The 16035-nt window shown below is 65.7% G+C and carries 15 protein-coding genes; 3 read left to right on the top strand and 12 right to left on the bottom strand.

Features of this window, described 5'->3' with window-relative positions; genetic code table 11:
* Nucleotides 1-8 precede the first annotated feature (8 nt).
* Nucleotides 9-1307: a site-specific integrase gene (locus G3N62_RS05835; RefSeq protein ID WP_206141196.1), complete on the top strand. Its 1299-nt coding sequence runs from the start codon at nucleotides 9-11 to the stop codon at nucleotides 1305-1307.
* A 51-nt stretch (nucleotides 1308-1358) separates the two neighbouring features.
* The gene (locus tag G3N62_RS05830; RefSeq protein ID WP_206141195.1) at nucleotides 1359-1625 is read left to right on the top strand and encodes a hypothetical protein; all 267 of its coding nucleotides are present in this window, start codon (nucleotides 1359-1361) and stop codon (nucleotides 1623-1625) included.
* Between the two features lies 1 nt (nucleotide 1626).
* On the opposite strand, the gene G3N62_RS05825 is transcribed toward G3N62_RS05830, so the two are convergent.
* The 6 genes from G3N62_RS05825 to G3N62_RS05800 are packed head-to-tail and all read right to left on the bottom strand — an operon-like array spanning nucleotide 1627 to nucleotide 5216.
* The gene (locus G3N62_RS05825; protein WP_206141194.1) at nucleotides 1627-2103 is read right to left on the bottom strand and encodes a DUF2514 family protein; all 477 of its coding nucleotides are present in this window, start codon (nucleotides 2101-2103) and stop codon (nucleotides 1627-1629) included.
* A complete protein-coding gene (locus G3N62_RS05820) occupies nucleotides 2100-2594 on the bottom strand; it encodes a glycoside hydrolase family 104 protein (protein ID WP_206141193.1) in 495 nt (164 codons plus the stop codon). Before G3N62_RS05820 ends, G3N62_RS05825 begins: the two co-directional genes overlap by 4 nt.
* Nucleotides 2581-2856, bottom strand: coding sequence for a holin (locus G3N62_RS05815; RefSeq protein WP_241012892.1), 276 nt, complete (start codon nucleotides 2854-2856; stop codon nucleotides 2581-2583). The genes G3N62_RS05820 and G3N62_RS05815 overlap by 14 nt, the downstream gene beginning before the upstream one ends.
* A complete protein-coding gene (locus G3N62_RS05810; RefSeq protein WP_206141191.1) occupies nucleotides 2856-3191 on the bottom strand; it encodes a holin in 336 nt (111 codons plus the stop codon). Before G3N62_RS05810 ends, G3N62_RS05815 begins: the two co-directional genes overlap by 1 nt.
* Nucleotides 3184-3432 (bottom strand): hypothetical protein, encoded by a 249-nt coding sequence (locus G3N62_RS05805; protein ID WP_206141190.1) that lies wholly within the window; start codon nucleotides 3430-3432, stop codon nucleotides 3184-3186. The genes G3N62_RS05810 and G3N62_RS05805 overlap by 8 nt, the downstream gene beginning before the upstream one ends.
* Nucleotides 3433-3434: 2 nt before the next feature.
* The gene (locus tag G3N62_RS05800) at nucleotides 3435-5216 is read right to left on the bottom strand and encodes a hypothetical protein (protein ID WP_206141189.1); all 1782 of its coding nucleotides are present in this window, start codon (nucleotides 5214-5216) and stop codon (nucleotides 3435-3437) included.
* Between the two features lie 66 nt (nucleotides 5217-5282).
* Here G3N62_RS05800 and G3N62_RS05795 point away from each other — a divergent pair, with 66 nt between their 5' ends.
* Nucleotides 5283-5753 (top strand): hypothetical protein, encoded by a 471-nt coding sequence (locus G3N62_RS05795; protein ID WP_206141188.1) that lies wholly within the window; start codon nucleotides 5283-5285, stop codon nucleotides 5751-5753.
* On the opposite strand, the gene G3N62_RS05790 is transcribed toward G3N62_RS05795, so the two are convergent.
* Genes G3N62_RS05790 through G3N62_RS05765 form a run of 6 tightly spaced genes read right to left on the bottom strand, consistent with a single transcriptional unit; the run spans nucleotide 5750 to nucleotide 16034 of the window.
* The gene (locus tag G3N62_RS05790; protein ID WP_206141187.1) at nucleotides 5750-8338 is read right to left on the bottom strand and encodes a hypothetical protein; all 2589 of its coding nucleotides are present in this window, start codon (nucleotides 8336-8338) and stop codon (nucleotides 5750-5752) included. The genes G3N62_RS05795 and G3N62_RS05790 overlap by 4 nt on opposite strands.
* Nucleotides 8339-10588: a lytic transglycosylase domain-containing protein gene (locus tag G3N62_RS05785; RefSeq protein WP_206141186.1), complete on the bottom strand. Its 2250-nt coding sequence runs from the start codon at nucleotides 10586-10588 to the stop codon at nucleotides 8339-8341.
* Nucleotides 10588-12696 (bottom strand): hypothetical protein, encoded by a 2109-nt coding sequence (locus G3N62_RS05780; RefSeq protein ID WP_206141185.1) that lies wholly within the window; start codon nucleotides 12694-12696, stop codon nucleotides 10588-10590. The genes G3N62_RS05785 and G3N62_RS05780 overlap by 1 nt, the downstream gene beginning before the upstream one ends.
* Complete coding sequence (locus tag G3N62_RS05775) at nucleotides 12696-13316, bottom strand: hypothetical protein (RefSeq protein WP_206141184.1); 621 nt, start codon at nucleotides 13314-13316, stop codon at nucleotides 12696-12698. Before G3N62_RS05775 ends, G3N62_RS05780 begins: the two co-directional genes overlap by 1 nt.
* Complete coding sequence (locus G3N62_RS05770) at nucleotides 13316-13741, bottom strand: GNAT family acetyltransferase (protein WP_206141183.1); 426 nt, start codon at nucleotides 13739-13741, stop codon at nucleotides 13316-13318. Before G3N62_RS05770 ends, G3N62_RS05775 begins: the two co-directional genes overlap by 1 nt.
* Nucleotides 13731-16034, bottom strand: coding sequence for a hypothetical protein (locus G3N62_RS05765; protein ID WP_206141182.1), 2304 nt, complete (start codon nucleotides 16032-16034; stop codon nucleotides 13731-13733). The genes G3N62_RS05770 and G3N62_RS05765 overlap by 11 nt, the downstream gene beginning before the upstream one ends.
* Nucleotide 16035: the final 1 nt, after the last annotated feature.

Here is a 16035-nt window from a genome sequence, read left to right as displayed (position 1 = left end):
GGAACGCTATGGCCAGGCAAACGAATACGCTCGACGACATGCAGCTGCGGCGCTGGATGGCGGCCGGGAAACCGGTCGCAAAGTCCGACGGTGACGGGCTGACCTTCACTCTTTCCGCCCGCGGCACGGCCGCATGGATCCTGCGGTATCGGCTGGCCGGCGGCCGCCGGCGCGAGCTGACGCTCGGCAACTACCCCGACCTGTCGCTCGCGGCCGCGCGCAAGGCGGCCCGCGCGCACCGCGTCGCGATCGACAACGGCGCCGACCCGGCCGCCGCGAAGAAAACCGAGCGCGCGGCGTCGGCCGCCGCCTGGACGGTGAACGAGCTCGTTGCCGACTTCCGCGCGAAGCGCTTCGCGCAGGACATCGAGAAACCGCTGTCGGCCGGCACGATCTACTACCGCACGTGGGATCTCGACAATGTCGTCGGCCCGAAGCTCGGTTCGTTGGAAGTGCGTCGCGTGACGCCGGCCGATGTCGTGCAGGCGATCGAGGATGCCGGTCGCGGCTGGACGATGTCGAAGCGGATTCTCACGACCATGACGCAGGTGTTCGACCACGCGTGCGGCCGCAAGATCATCGCCGCGAACCCGTGCGCCGGCGTGAAGCTGACCGCGATCATGGGCGCCCGCCCGAAGGTCAAGCCGCGCGTGATGCTGGCCGTCGACGAGCTCGCGCGGATGCTGCCCGGCATCGACGATACGATCGGCCGCGCCAACGGCCTGATGCTGCGCGTGCTGCTCGCGACGTGCGTGCGCACGAACGAGCTCGTCAAGGCCCGGAAAGAATTCATCGACCTGCAGCGCGGCACGTGGTTCGTAGCCGACGATACGGTCAAAACCCGGAACGGCTTCCTCGTGCCTCTCGTACCGCTCGTCGCGTCGTGGATTGAGGAACTGATCGCCCTATCCGGCGACTCGCCGTGGCTGCTGCCGGCGCGCGGCCAGCGCCGCATCAACCGACTCGGCGATACCCACGTCGGGAACACGACGCTATGGGCGGCGATCGACCGCGCGTTTCTGCGCGGCGGCCTCGAAGTCCGGCGCTTCACGCCGCATGACACGCGCAGCACGGCCAAGGGCCATATGATGAACATGGGTATCCCGAAAGAGATCACCGAGATTGCGCTGAACCACAAGCTGAAAGGGATGGAAGGGATCTACGATGTACGCCAGGAGATCCCCGAGCGACGCGCAGCGCTCGAGAAGTGGGCCGAGTTCGTCGGCGCATGCGCGGACGGTCGCGAGGCCGAGATCATTCCGATCCGGGCGTCGCTGAACGCCGCCGCCGCCGCCGCCGCCGCTTGACATGCAGTGACCGGGAGCGAATACTGTACATCCATACAGTATTTCTGCGTCATGAACAGACCCGGCTATGGCCTATTCATCGAGACGATCAACCACCCGTGCTGGACCTGCGAGCACTGGTCCGGCATTGCGATCTGTGGCGGCAGCCATGCGATCTGTATGCACCCTGGAAACATAAACGGGGTGGTCACGCGGCCGCGTCTTGGGTGCGCATTCTGGGAGCGAGCGATCGGACTGGACAATCTCGACGATGAAACGTGCGACCGGCTCGCGCATCAGTTCGCGCGGCCGACCAAGTACACCGGCGTGCGAAAGTGATCTATTTCGCCGCGGTCAGCGCGTCGTAGTCGCGCTCGCACTGCTGGCCGGCGATGCGGGCCCGGTCAGCGTACTCTGCCAGTTCGCCCGCGCGCTGGTCAGCGCTGCCGAGCACGTCGGCAAGCAGATCGAGGGCGTCGCCGGCTGCCGGGCTTCCGGCGGTAGCGGTGGAATGGCGGGCGGCCGCGACGAGCTGGTCGACGCGCTGCTGCAGGCTGCCAGCGGCAGCACGAGCAGCAAAAGCATCCGCGAGCGCGGCCGTGCGTTGTTGGTTCGCATCGTTTGCGATCTCCGATTGAGCCGCAGTGCGGCGTTGTTCTTCGGCTCGAGCGGCCGCGACGGCGGCAATCTGCGCCTTCTGCGCCGCGGCGGTTGTCGTGCGCACGCCGTCGGCGTGGCCCTTGAAGTAGCAACCGCCGGCCGTGATCGCGAGCGAGACGATGAAGGCCAGCCAGACGCGCGGGTCGAGGATCGTCATGCTGCGACCTCCCCGCCCGCCGCCTGGTACGCGGCGAGCAACCGCTCGATGTCGTTCTCGTGCTGGCCGTAGCCGGCGCCCGGCAGGCTGGCCCATACATCCGACACCTTCGCGACCGCCTCGCGGAAGCGCCCGGCATCGATCAGCGGCAGCGCGCCGCGCTCGCGCAGCTGCTGCAGCGCGTAACGGTCCTGCGAGACCGGACCGAAGTCGGGCAACTTCATCTGCGCCTGGTAGATGCGCCACCAACGAAATAGGATCTGGTAGCGGCCGGCCGCCGTCGACGGCACCGGGATCTGCCGGTTCCGTACGTTCGGATGCGTCGCGTAGTTGGAGAACAGCAGTGGCCGCGCCGGCGTCGAGCCGACGAGCACGTTGTATCCGTCGTCCGACTTCGCGAGCAGCGCGGCACCGATTTCGCTCACCGCGATCATGTCGAGGAAAGCGACGCGGTTTTTGCCGCCCGCGGCGGCTGCGTCAATGCGTGCCATGGTTGTGTCCCTTCGTCCACCAGTAAGCCTTGCGCCCCATCACCCACAGGCACACGATCGACATGCCGACCATCATCAGCGTTTCGGGTGGGTCGATCGCGGGCAGCATGCGGATCGGCTTCAGGACGTTGACGGCGGCCGCGAGGCCGATGATCGAGAAGCCGACCGTGCCCCACCACCCGGTCGCGATCGCGTCGGTGACGGCGATCCAGATGCAGAAAGCGAGGACGACGAGGTTTGCGAAAATGAAAATCGTGACCATCACGGACCTCCGAAGATGCGTCGTTTGAGGGCCCCGATGAAGTCTGCGTTGTTGATTTCTTTGAACAGCTCTTTCGTGACAGCCAGCCCGAACAGGCCGACCAGAAAACCGATCGCCTGCTGTGCGCCGTTGTCGGTGATCGCAAACCACGACACGACGGCCGGGCCGCCGTAATACGCGATCGCCGCGCCAGAAAGAAACGACACTGCTTTCTGCCGACCGGTCAGGCCGTCACCGATGAAGCGCAACGCGATCAGCGAACCGACGGCACCCGGAACGATCTTCACGAGCAGCGCGCCGGCCGCGGCCGCGAGGCTGGTCGTCGGTTCAGCCATGCTTGGTACTCCGACGCGCGCGACGAGAACGCGCCGGCGCTTGCGATGCGCCATCGGCAGTTGCGTTCGCTTCGGCCGCAGCTGCCTCGACTTCGGCGTCGCGCTTCTTGTCGAACTGCGCCTGGATCTCGGCATTGATGTGATTCACGACCGGCGCGGCTTCGCCGTAAGGAACCTGCAGCAGGCCCTTGTTGATGACTGCGAGGTACGCCGTCGGCAGGGTCAGGGTGATGCTTTCCATTGCTAAGCTCCAATAAGCCCGTGGGTAGTCAAATCGATGATGAGTGCCGCGACGGCCGCCGCGACCTGTGGAAGGGTTGCCGTCGCGGCGTTAAGCGCAACGCGGCTCGGGCCAGTAGCACCGTGCCAACCGACCTGGCGTGCACTGATCACCTGTGTGCCGACGAAATAGAGACCGCCGGTCCCCTTCTCGATATTCAGGACGCCGTTGTCCTGCAACGTGAGCACGGGGTTAGTGCTCATGTCCTGAAAGGCCAACCTGCTGTTTGCGAAGATGAGGCCGATCGAAGGCGCCGTTGCGTCGCTTCGAATGCGCGCGAGCTTGTTAGTGGCGCCGTCGTACCAGACGATCCCGTTCTGCGAGCCGAGCGCGATCGCCACGGCCTCGCCGAAATACGGGGTTACCGCGCCCGTCTGAATGACGATGCCCTTATCGAAAGGCGCACCATTCGCGATAATCCCAAGCGCCAGCGATGCGCCGCGCGCACCGGGAATATCGCCACCACTCGCCAGCCACAGACACGAAGTCAGGTCCGGCGCGTACACGTTGCCCGGATAGACGACGCCGACCGAACCGAAATTGACGATGTCGATTTCGACGGCCTGCGTGATGCCCGCGCCGACCTGCCGTCGAGCCTCGAAGTAACCGCCGTAACCGGTCTGGAGCAGTGCGGTGTTGTCGTTGTTTGCGTAGCCGCTGACGCCGATGCAACCCTGCGATCCAGCCACGCCAAAATCGGAAGTGCGCGACGCGCCGATGATGCCGATCTGGCCGATCGTCGACACGACAGCGACCTCGGCGATCGATTCGGTGAAGGGCCGCAGACTTTCCAACCACGCCGATTGCGCGCCGAACTTCGTGCCCTTCGAATGCGCACCGTTGTTACCGAACTTGATGATGCGGCCGGACAACGCGCCCGCGCCGGAGAACGTTGCCTGCGCGTCAACGAGCCACGTGATCGGCGTCGTAGGGGTCGTCTCGATTCGCCAGTTGCCAGCCGGAACGCTGACCTGGCCGTTCGGGCCCACCTTCGCAGCCGCAAGATTGAACGCCAAGCTTTCATCCGCACCAGCGCCTACGCCGCCAAAGTCCATAACGCTGACGGGTTCGCGCATCTTGCTTTGAAAAGTGCGCACCACGGCGCCTGCGCCGTCTTGAATGAACGTGCCCGTGCCAGATCCCGGCGCGATGCCTGCCGCGATAGCTTCAGCGGTAGCTTTCGCCTCGTCGAGAATCGTCTGTGGCTCTTTCCAGTTCTGCAGCGAGATACCGACCTCGCCCGTCGACTTGAAAACGAGCGCCTTGCCGCCGCGCGCGGCGGCCGCCGGCAAGACAGCGTTCGTACCGAATTCAGAGAAGGGGTAACGGATGCCGGTCGAGATCAGCCCGAATGCGCGCTGACTGAGCATGGTGAGCTTGTCGAGCGCGCGCTCTGTCGTCTTCGACGGGAAGGGGTCGTTTTGCTGATACTGCGTTTCCTGCGTCGCCGGCACATCGCGATAGATGTGCAGCGTATAGCCGGCAGCGATGACGCTGACGGTCGTCAACGAACCACCGGCCGGATTGCCCGCGCCGGTAAGCGTAAAATCCGTGCCGAAGACCAGCGGAACAGCGACGCCCAACGCATCGATCCGATCCGCGCGCACGTCTGCATCACGCAAGAAGTAGAACGGGATCGGGAACACGACGGTAACCCCGTCGGTGTCGTGTGTGACGTCCTGTACGTCCGAGGCAACAGTCATGGCGCGCAGCCCTGTAGGAGACTGCGCCATGCTGCGGCCCATCCCCCACATAATCGTGCGTCTTTCCGTCTATGCTAGGATCGCCGGAAACGCGAAACGGGGGACAAAATGAAACGGTTAGTTGTCACGGTTGCGGCAGCTTTGCTGCCTCTTGTCACATTTGCAGTAGGCGTACAAGAATCAACAGGGCCGCGCCTTATTTCAGTGTGGCAATCGAACGACTTGACGGGTAGCTCAAAAGCGTCGGAACGCGTCGCCGGTATTGAAGAAATGGATTCGGTGTATCAGTTTGCAGGTGCCAACTGCGGCCAATTCATCGGTTTCGTTAAAGTAGAAGGCATCCAGTTTACGCCGAGCGGTGGGACACTCGAAACGTTTCGATTCACCGATAAGAACGGGAACCAATGGTCGGTGCCCACGAACATCGGAAAATTATCAAATATCGATCGACAACGCGCTAACAGTCTCATTCGGGTCGGGCATCGATATTTTGTTCACGTGCAGGTATGCGGTAGCGGTGGGATAGCGAGCCTCATCAATCTCTACGACCCCACCATTGCTTACGGCCCTGTCCGCTAACCGAGCGCCGCCGCGAGATTCGGCGCGCGCTGCGGCTCACCCGTGCCGGGTGACCAGAAATAATCGTTGTGGTACTGGTTGCGCGACCGGTTCATGTTCCGCTGCGTGACGCCTGGTGACAGGTTCTCGGCGAGGTTGTCCCAGATAAGACGGTTCCACACCGTTTTCCAGAACCACAGGTTCACGAGCGGCGTGTTCGACTGCGCGATCTTCAGCAGGTCTGCGCCGACGTGCGTGTCTTTGCCCTGCGCCGCGTCCTGCACGTTCGACGAGATCGCGCGCAGCGGCTGGAACAGCGTCGACAGCAGCGGCCCGCCGACAGCGCTTCCGAGCAGCGAGCCGTAGTCGGCCGACTCGAACGCGGCGACGAGCATGTCGCCCGCGAAGCCAGCGCCCCCGCCGACCGAGAATGCCCGCGTCCAAAAGCCGCCGGCGTGCTTCACGTCGTCGAACATCGGTTCCGGATCCTTGCCGGCGAGCAGGTTCTTCGCCTGTGTCGAGATCGCGCCGATCAGCGTTGTGCTGACCACGAGCGCTGCAGCGTAGGCCATCGGGTTCGCGAGCGCAGGCGCGCCGTCGACACGGAAGTCGCCCGACCGCCGCATGTCACCGATGCGCCCCCAATGCCGCGAGATCATCGCCATCGGGAACGACTTGAACTGCATGAACGATTTTTTCAGCTCGCCCGTGACCGTCCCCGGCGTGGCCGAGGCAATCACCTTCGTGCGCAGATCCGGATTCAGCACGGCGAACTCCCCTTCCTCGCGGATCATGCCGAGCAGCTTCGGCACGACGTCCGCGGCGCGCGCGTCGCCAGTTGCGTACAGCGCGTCCGGCGTCAGGTATTCGGCATCGCCGTAGCGGCCCGGCGTCGCTTTGTTCACGATCGCCCAATCGTCAGCTGTCAGGCCGGCACGAGTCAGCGTGCGGCGGTCCCACTCCGTCAAGCTGTTCCAGTCGGTACGACCGATGCCGGCGAGGCCACGCATCATGTGCGACTGGAACGCCGTGCGCAACGCATCCGTCCAGCCGGTGACGCCGCCGAACTTCATCGTCGCGGCGGACAGGTTGCGGGCCCACGTCGTCGCGAGGTTGTCGGTGCCCCATCGGTTAAGCCCGTGCTCGAGCGATTCGGCGATCAGTCCCTGCGACGACAGCCACGACCGGAAGTCCTTCGAGCCGGGCGCCATCAGGCGCGCGGCGGTGCCAAGCGTCTTGAAGAACGGCACCTTGTTGTAGCCGGCCGTCACGAACATCGTGCCGACGTCGCCGAGCGCTGCGAGGATCGTGCCCTGCAGCTTCACGGCGCTGACCGTCGTGCGCAGCGTTTCCATCTTCCGCGCGAGCGCGGGATTCACGGGCGTGTTCGTTGCGCCCGTGACGTAGTTCCAATACGCGCCGACAGACGTCATGCCGCCTTCAAGCGTGCGCATTTCGGTGCCGTCGTGCACTGCTGTCAGCTGCATCTGCGTCTTCATGTTGCGCGTCGGGTTCGGGCCGTAGCGCTCGACGAGCGCGATGTTCTTCGCCATCCCGCCAACGTGATCGACCAGCGCGTTCAGCAGCGAGCCCTCGCCGAACTGGCGGTTGTACTGCATGTGCGCGTCAGCGTCGCGGAAGTGCAGCACGCGGTGCGCGGACCCCGCGTTCGCGCGCGCGGCGTTGCCGGCCGTCTCGCCCGGCACGATCTTGTTGACGCCGCCGTACGCGATCGTGTCCCACACGCCCTGTTTGCGCGGCGCGATGTTGCCGCGCGCGGCCGCGTTCGCACGTTCCCACGCCTCGCGATCTTCGCCGACCAGCACCTTGCGCAGGTCGGCGTCGCTCAGCGGATTCCCGGCGTCGTCGAGATACTGCGAGCGGTCGAGCAGCGGCATAACGGCGTCCGCCCAGGCGTGCCGCTGCGCATCCGACCCGTTGCCGAGCACCTTCCCTTGCGCATGCCGGATCGGCACGTAGCCGTAATCGAGCTCGCCGACGTTGCCGCCAGCGCGGTTGAACCGTTCGCGCATCGCGCCCGTGGTCTTTCCGATTTGCTCTGCTGCGGCCTTCGCAACCTCGTTGCCCGTCGAGCCGTCCGCGCCACGGTACACCTCGCGGATGATGTCACGTTCCATCGCCGGATTGTCGACATCGAACGCGCGCGCGAGGAAGTTCTGCCCGACCTTCATCGCATCGATCGCGCCCATTGTCTGCCGCATGTAGTCCGACTTGATCGCGCCCGCCAGCACGTAGGTCTGCTCGATGTCGTGCACGACAACCGACTCGCGCGCACGCTTACGGTGAGCGTTTTCGGGATCGGCGTACAGTGCTTCCTGAATCCGATCGGTCGTCTCGATCTGTTTCGCGATCTGCAGTTGCTTGCGTGCCCGATCGAGATCGGCCTCATGCACGAGCTGCTGACGCGCCCACTCGGCGCCGGCCGCAACGCGATCGGCCTGCGACATCGCCGACCACGCGGCGGGGTCTTGACGCGCGGTCGAGCGCATACCCGCGCGCACGCGGTTCTCGATTCCGTCGATCTCGGTCTGCGTGAGCTTCCGGCCAGCGGCCGCCTCGACCGCGTTGACGCACTTCTGGTGCATTTAGCCTCCCAGGCTGATGAAGCAGTTCGCGGCGACGTCGAACAGCCCCGCGTCCTGCGTGTTCATGGCGTGCTCGTCGTCGATCTGCTGCATCAGTTCGGCGACGGTGCCCGTGCGCTCGCCGGCAGGCGTGTCGATCGTGACCTGCACGTCCGGCCGCAGCGCGGCAGTGTCGCGCAGGTTCGCCTCGATGGCGCGTGCGCTCGGGGCGCCGCTTGCCGGCGCAGTGGCCGAGCGGGGCACAGCACCGCCGGGAATCGTGTCGGCCGCCTGCAGCACCGGCTCTTGCGGCTGCCGGTACGTCACGGGCTCGCGCCGTGTCTGCGCGCGCACCACATCCTCGACGAACCGCGACAGCGGCGTGCGGCGCGTTGCCGGCGCATCGATCCCGGCGCGCGCCGCGCGCAGGTCGGTCAGCTGAGCGTCGAGCGCACCGAGTTGCTGGTGCGCCTGCTGCGCGCGGGCGTTTTCCTCGATCGCGCCACGCAGGCGCTGTACCTGCGCCTCGTGGTCGGCGAGTGTCGCCTCGATCTGCTTCTGCGCCTTCGCGGCTGCAGCCTTGTACTTCATGCCTTGGTCCTGCAGTTGGCGCGTAAGCTCCTTTACCCCGGCGGCGGAATCATCAGGACGCGCGGCCGTGAGCTGATCGAGCTCGGCGCGCATCTGCGATACGGCGCCCTGATCGGCGAGGCCGGACGCCTGCTGCGCAACATCGGTGCGTTGAGCTTCTGTTTCCGCGATCAATGAGTCGAGCGCGGTCGCACGCGCCGAATCGTCGCCCGTCACGAACCGTGCGACGTCCGGGAACTGTCCGGCATCCATCTGGCGCGCGGCGAGCTCGAATGCGTCCTGATGCGCGGACATTGCAGCAATGTCATCCGGCCGCCCAAACACATACGCATCGTCGACGATCCGTTGCCCCCGCGCGAGCAGCGCCGCGTCGACCTGGTCGGGCGTCACATGGAACGTCGCCGAGTCGATGCCGCGCGTCGCGAGATAGTCGTTCACGCGGTCGAGATACGCGGCCGTCTCGTTCGCTGGCGGCCGCTCGCCGCGCAGCACCGCGGCCGCCTGTTTCGGGCCGCCGTTGTAGTCGGCGATCATCGCCTGCAGGTTGCCGCCGTACTGCTTCTGCGTGTCGGCCAGGTATTTCGCCATGCCGTCGAGCGCCTGCACAGGGTCCGTCGCATCCGTCACGCCGTACTTGCGTAGGTTCTCGGGCATCATCTGCGACACGCCCGCCGCACCCTTCGGCGATACCTGTCCCGAATTCGACTTCTCGCCCGCATTCTTCAGCGCGAGCATCAGCTCGGGCGGTACACCGGCCGCCTGCGCGGCCTGCACGGCGTACGCGTCAAGCTGCGGCGAGTTGTACGGCAACGCGCGGCGCGCGTCGATCGACAGTGTTTCGAGCGGCGCCGTTGCCGCAGCGGCCGTCTGCCGCGCGGCGCGCGCCGTCACTGCGGTATGCACGCCCGCGAACGTGCCCGCCATGAATGTCGCCGCAGCCAAATTGACCGGATCCATCGGGTTGATCTGATCGGCCAGGTGCGTGAAATCCGCGTTGCGCAGAATCGCTTTCTCGATCGTCGCCTGCGCGATCGCCGCGCCCGGACCGCCCGCCGCAACGAGCCCGATCGTGCGCGGCAGCGTTGAGCCTGCCACGGGAAGCACCGCGCCGGCAGCCGTGATCGCACCCTCGACCGCACCGACTGCCGTCCGCGTGCCGACATCGACGCCTTGCCGCTTCAGGTCTTCCGCGCGCGACATGCCGATCGACGTACCGCCGACAGCCGCGCCGGCCAGCGGACCGCCAAGCACCGCGGCCGGCACGATCTGCGTCAGGCCCGACATCACGCCTTGCACAGTCTGATCGATGGCGGTCGTGCGTGTCGGATCCGGCTTGAAGGTGTCGGACAGGTCGTACGCGCGCGTGCCGAGCGGCGACTCGAACAGGTGCCCGGCGCGCTGCTTCGCGATCGCCGCGTTCACCTGCTTGTCTGCGTCAGCCTGCGCCTGCGGGTTCAGGGTGAGCGTGTCCGGATCGACGTAGATCTGACTCAGGCCGGCGGCCAGATCCGACGCCGCGCCGAACAGCGCCGTACCACCCTGCCCGAGGCCGCGCCCAACCGCGCGCGCGATCGATGTGATGGACGTCGACGGATACGCGCGCGGCTCCGGCACGTCGATCTGGTTCTGCCCGCTCAGAAAGCTGGCGGTCTGGTCGGCGTACAGCGAATCGACCGGCATTACATACCTCCCGGGAACGGCATGGTCGGAGATTGTCCGGCCGGCGCCGCGCCGGTCTGTGCGTTCTTCGTCGGGAATGTCAGGTGCACGGTGACCGGCGCGCCAGTCTTATCGGTGACGAACTTCGACCCGGTCGACACCGCGTACGTGCCGCGCACACCGACGCGCACAAGCCGGTAACTCGCGAACTGCTTCATGAAGTCCGCAACCGGAATCTCGTGTCCGTTCGCGAGCACGGTGTCGACGCCCGGGTTTTCGATGTTCGCGGCCGTGACCTGCTTCACTGCGGTCTGGAAATCTTCCTCGCGCCAGCCATACGGCATCGCAACGATGTTCGGTTTGCCGTTGATCTGCAGGCCGCCGGTCGTCGAGATCCCGCCCGTCGCGCCGCTGATCGCGTTCTGCACGTCCGTGCTGCTCGGCTGCGTGCGGCCGCCGCGCGCCGCGCTGCCCGCCGCGATGAAGTACGCGGCTTCTTTCGCATCGTCAGCCTGCTCGGGCGGAAGCGAATCGCCGATCGCGTTCGCGATCGTGGCGCGCATGCCCGTACCGGCCACGTCGTCGATCTTGACCGTCTTGTCCTTCAACGCTTGCGCGCCGGTCAGGATGAACGTGCTGAGCGGCGCGCCACTCGTCGTCAGCAACGGTCGTCCGCCGACGTCCGCCGCGCCTGCCTTCAGCGCGAGCGCCATCGCCGGGCTCTTTTCCTTCCACTGCGCGGCGAGATCCGCGATGCGGCCGGCGTTGCCGTACGCCTGCCCGATCTGGTTCAACGCTTGCGCCTTCGTATCGAGCGGCAGCGCGTCCACAGCGGTGAGCACGGTTTGCGCTTCATCGGGCGTCATCAGCGACACGCGCCGGCCGGCGGCCTGCTCGACTGCGCCTGCGGCCTGCGCGCGCCCGGCGAGCGACGCGACGAGACCCGGCACGCTCGACGTGTCGACCTGCGGCACGCCCTGCAGCACGCCGCGGTCGAGCGCCGCGTTCCACGGGTCCGCCTTGTACGCGGCGACGCTTGCCGTGTGGATCTGCTCGAGCTGCTTCACCGCGGCGGCGGTATCCGGATCAGTGCCACGCGCCGACGCTTCGGTCTGGTAGCGCTGCAATGTTGCGGCTTGCTGCGGCAGCGATGCGCTCGCGAATCCCGCGCGCTGGCCCGCGGTTTCGATAAGCCGGCGCGTCTGTTCCGCGACAGCCGTGCCGGCCGTGGCCGTCAGCAACTGCGTTGTGTATTCGGGGCTGAGCTGCTTGCCAGCGTTCACCAGGTCGAGGGCCTGGTTGTGCGCCGTCGCCGCGTCGTTCTCGCGCTGCAACGCCTCGCGGTCGGCCGCATTCTGTTGCTGTGCGACGAGCGAGCGCGCATGTCCCTGCAGCGCGATCAGCTTCTGCGGCGGCAGGTCGCCGACCCACTCGAAGCCAGCCGGCAACGGCTGGTCGGGCTTTTGCGTCATCGCGCCGAGCGCGCTGACCGGATCATCAGCAACCGCGCGCATGCCTGCCGCCGTCGACGCCACGTCCTTGAAATTCTCGGCGAGCTTCGATTTTGTTTGCGGGTCGAGCTGCGCGGTGTCGATCAGCGCGAGCTGCGAGGCACGCGTCGATCCATACAGGGTCGGGTCCATCGCGATCGCGCGCGCCGCGGTGTCGTTGCCCTGCTGGTATTGGCTGACGTTGTACGCGCGGTGCTGCTCTGCCTGCCACGTGACAGCCTGCCCCGCAAGCGACGTGCGCAGGTCGCCGAGCTGCAGCGTATAGAACCGCTTCGCGGCGCCATCCGGCATTTGCTGCAGTTGCTGCTGTGCGTAGTCGTCGAACCCTTTGATCAGATTCGGCGTGAAGTCGGGCGCACCCGGAGCGGCGTTATCCTTCGCGGTCTGCATGTTCTGCAGCCACGTCACACGGTCGTCGCCGATCTGGCGCGCCACCGCCGCCTGTTCGTCCTGCCGTTTCTGCGTTTCGAGCACGCCGGCCACCTGGCCGATAGCCGCGCCCGCCTGCTGCAGCGCCGCGCCCGTGCCGTCATCAACCACGGTGAGCGGCGTTTGCGCACCGGACGATTGCAGCGCAGGCGTGACCTGCCGGTCGTAGACGGGAATGCGAATCGACATTACATGCCCCCCGTGAAGCCGAATTTATTTGCGCCCGAGTACAGCCCCGCCGTCATGTTGCCAGTTCGCCCGAACGACGACAGCCCGCCGAGCGGCGTGAACGAGCCGCCAGTGCCCGACGAAAACAAGCTGCCACCGCTCTTTCCGTACGATGCAACGCCGCCGAGCAGCGATGCGGCCGCCGAGATACCGCCGGCGACAAGGCTGTTGCGCGCACTGGCACGTGCGGTGCGTGCCGCGTACCGATCCTGCTGCGCCTGGTCCTCGAGCGACTGGCCCTGCAGAATGCCCTGATAGCGCAGTTGCAGCGCGTCGAGCTCGGCATTGCGCGTGCTCTGTACCTGCGTGTCGAGCGCCGAACCGACGTTCGGGTTGAAACCCGATTCGGCCACCGCCGCTCGTTGCGTGCCGAGCTGCTGCCCGGCCTGCGCGCGCTGCGCTTCCTCGCGGTTCACACCTTGCGCGTAGACCTGTCCGGCCTGTTGATCGGACAACGCGGCATTACGATCGAGCGCGGCGGCTTGTTGGCTTGCCTGCGCTGACTTCGCCATTCCGCCGGAGATCGCGCCGACAGTCGAAACCGCAGCGCTGCCAATGGTCAGTGCGGATACCGGATCCACTATTTCACCCTCGCAAAAAGAATCACGTCCCGCCCGTCAACCGTGTATTTCCGGCGCACGCCCTCGTTCACGAAGCCAAGGTGTTCGGCCCACGCGATACCCGCAGCATGCGACGCATCGACGTCCATTTCGATACGACGCCATGGCGCGTCGTCGAGCACGGCACGCACCATCCGATGCGCCGGCCGGAACCGGCGCAGCAGCGCCGACGAGATCAGCGTCCACGCCTGCGCGCGGTTTTCCCATATCTCGACAATGCCGCCGCAACCGAGCGTCACGTCGCCGTCGACGATCGCCCACCCGACGCGCGTCAGCGTGCATAGCTTTTCCGCGTACTCGCGGGTCAGCGCGCCGGCGACGCCCGCCTGCGCCGGCTGCAGGTCGACAGCGAGGATGTGCGCAGGCGTCAGGTGTTCAGCGATCATCTTGCGTATCCAGAATCGGAAAGAACCCGAGCAGCGTCACAGGCAACGGTTGATCGTTCTGATAGCAAACCCACGACTGGCCCTCGTAGTCGCCGCGCCAGTTCGATTCCATGTCGCCGTCGAACAGCGGTACCGCGTTGTCCATCGCGTTCGATGGCCTACGGAAATTCAACGGTTCCAGATCGCTGTCGGCGAACGACGGGCCGACGGCGCCGCCCTGGCTCCGCGAGAAGCGCGTCACGATGTTCGCCACGCGCTTTGTCTTTCCTTGCGCTGTCCCGTTTGCGGCGCCGGCGTTCAACTGCATGGTTTGGATACGACATTTCGTCGGAACTCCGATATGCACAACCGACGCCGACCAGTCCAGCTCGATTGCGCCGCCGGTGATCACACGCGACGGATGCACCGCGCCATCGGTCAGCACGGCGACGGTTTGCCCTTCGAGGTGCCCGAGACTATCGATCGTGGTGGTAGGGGCGCCGCGATAGGTAATGCCGCCGTCGACGTAGAACGATTCCGCCGCGGACTCGTCGTCCTGCAGCGATGGGTTCAGATACTCGACGTACCGCACTGTCTGCCCGTTGATTTGGCGGCGAACGATGACCCACAGGTCATCAGACGCGCCGTCCGGCGCGGGCATCGATGCGACGCACTCAACGAAGCCGTTCGCGTCCGGATGTCGATGCCAGCCGTACACGTCGCTGCGGCTCGCTTCCTCGTCGTACGTGCAGCCGATCAGCTGCCCGTCCGCCCGTGCAGCCCAGACGACGGTGTGCGGCTCTTGCTGATAGCAGAGCGACATGACCCCGCTGTTCGCGCCGGCCCGGCCGCGCGTGATGTGGTCGGCGATCTTTGTAACGTCCGTCGACACGTAGTTGTCGGACGAAAAGTCGTATTTGAAGTCGCGCAGCTTGCGGCCGGCCTTCTGCACGAACATGATCGTTCCGCCGACCTGTACCGGCTGGATGCGCTTCGACCCGTACGACGTGCGCCGCGCGGCGTTGAGGTTGGTCGCGCTGACGGGTTGCGACGCGTTCGCCGGCCCGACGACCCACTCATCGCCGGTCATACCGATCAGCAGACTATCGGATTCGACCATCCACGCCAGTTTGTTGAGCTGACGCGCATTGAGCTGCTGCACGATCGCCGAGTCGTCGGTTGCTTGGTCGGCGTCCTTCGTCTTGAACACCTCGAAATCCGCAGATACCGACATGGCGAGCCAGCGATCGCGCATCAAGCACAACCGGTTCCGCCAGAAGACACCCATCTGCGGAAACCCGTCAGTCGAATTGAACAGCGACCGCGCCCACTTATAGGTGCCGCTCAATACGACCATGCTCGGCAGCATGCAGGCATCAGCCGGATCGCCGGTCGTCACGGTGCCGGTGACGTGCCGTGCGTCCGTATATCCGGTAATCATCACCATGCCATAGCCGGAGTGCTGATACTCCTGCTCTGCCCCGATCGACCCCCACTCGTCGGTCGTCGATTCGTCGCTTCCGGTTCCATCCCATCGGCGGCCAATCGTGTGCGTTGGCGTCTCCGAGCCAGTAACCTGCGGCGTGTTCGCGCCGATCGCGGTGCACTTATAGACGCGCTCGCCAACGCGGCGAAGGTCGTCCACCGCGACGCGCATATGCACGCCCCACGGCCGGACGAACGAGTTATCTTCCTGTTCGAAATAGAACAACGTGCCCACGTCGGACGGCCGGAATACATCGGCCGTCGCTGCGAGGTTCACCACACCAACCTGCGCGCTCGCCTGCACCTTCACACTGTTGTCAGTGTTGACGGTAGCGAACGGGCCGCCAACGAACGTTACCGGCTGCAACGAAAACGTCGTCGCCGTCGTGCGCAGCAGCTTCTGCGTCGGATAGGCACCGTGAAACAGGTACATCGTGTCCGCGCTCTGCGTCGCGCGAATCGCAAAAGTACCGTCTTCGGTCGTCAGGTCAGCGAGTGCGTACGGCGTCGCAACCTCTACCGGCGTGCCAGCATTCACCAGTTGCCCGCGATTCACGAAAAAGCGGATGTAGTGATCACCGAACTCGAGCATGTACGCGATGCCGTCAGATACGATGAACGGCAGCAGCCACGCCTGTTTGGTTGAATCCTTGATCGCCGCGACGAAGCGCTTGCCGCCTCGGCGGATAGCCGGGCCCTGCACCGTGGCGATGAAGTTCTCCATCACCTTGCACCCATTCGGGTACTTCGCCAGGTCCACGCGCGCGCCGAGCAGCGGCGAGAGCTCGCCGGCGTCAAACGATACCTGCTGCGGTGCTGCCTTCGCCATG

This window comes from Burkholderia sp. Tr-20355 (genome assembly GCF_017104685.1).
GTDB lineage: Bacteria > Pseudomonadota > Gammaproteobacteria > Burkholderiales > Burkholderiaceae > Burkholderia > Burkholderia seminalis.
This window is presented reverse-complemented; position numbering and strand designations above follow the sequence as displayed.